A 543-nucleotide genomic window follows, 5' to 3' on the forward strand; every position below is an offset into this window, starting at 1 on the left:
CTTGGCAAATTTCTGCGTTTTCTTCTTATCGCAGTTACCGTCGCTATCGAGGTACTCTTGCTGTTTGAGCGTATTGAACATCGCGGTAAACACACCTTTGTCGAAGAACTCCGGCGCGTTGATACCGTGCAGGCGACCTAAACGTTGCGCGATGTCTTGGCTATTCTGTTCAAGGTCCGATTTACCCAACTCAGGGTACGCAACCAATAGGTTCATGGCGATGGAGTAACGCTGCAGCGTCTCAGTAATCGTGCGACCAAGTAGAACCAGCGGTTGGTTGTTTGATTGGTTGATTTCCAATTTGTTGCCATCAAGACAGATCATTTTCTGCTCGGCAAACTCATTCAACGTTTTCACCACAAGGTCGTTTAAATCTTCTTCTTGGTAGCTTAGGAACAGCTCTTTCTTCAAGAATGGGTAGATTTGCGCAACGTTCTCTTGGATTTTCTCCACGGTGAGATTGCGCTGACGAATAATCATCTGGGCAATCAACGATGGCAGCGCAAACAAGTGAATGATGTTGTTGCGATAGTAAGTCATCAG

The 543-nt window shown here is 46.2% G+C and carries 1 pseudogene; it reads right to left on the reverse strand.

Going from position 1 to position 543, the window contains the following annotated elements:
* Window positions 1-543 (reverse strand): annotated as a pseudogene (locus tag R7044_RS27525) (glycerol-3-phosphate 1-O-acyltransferase); the annotation flags it as partial.

This window comes from Vibrio sp. 1402 (assembly GCF_033340275.1).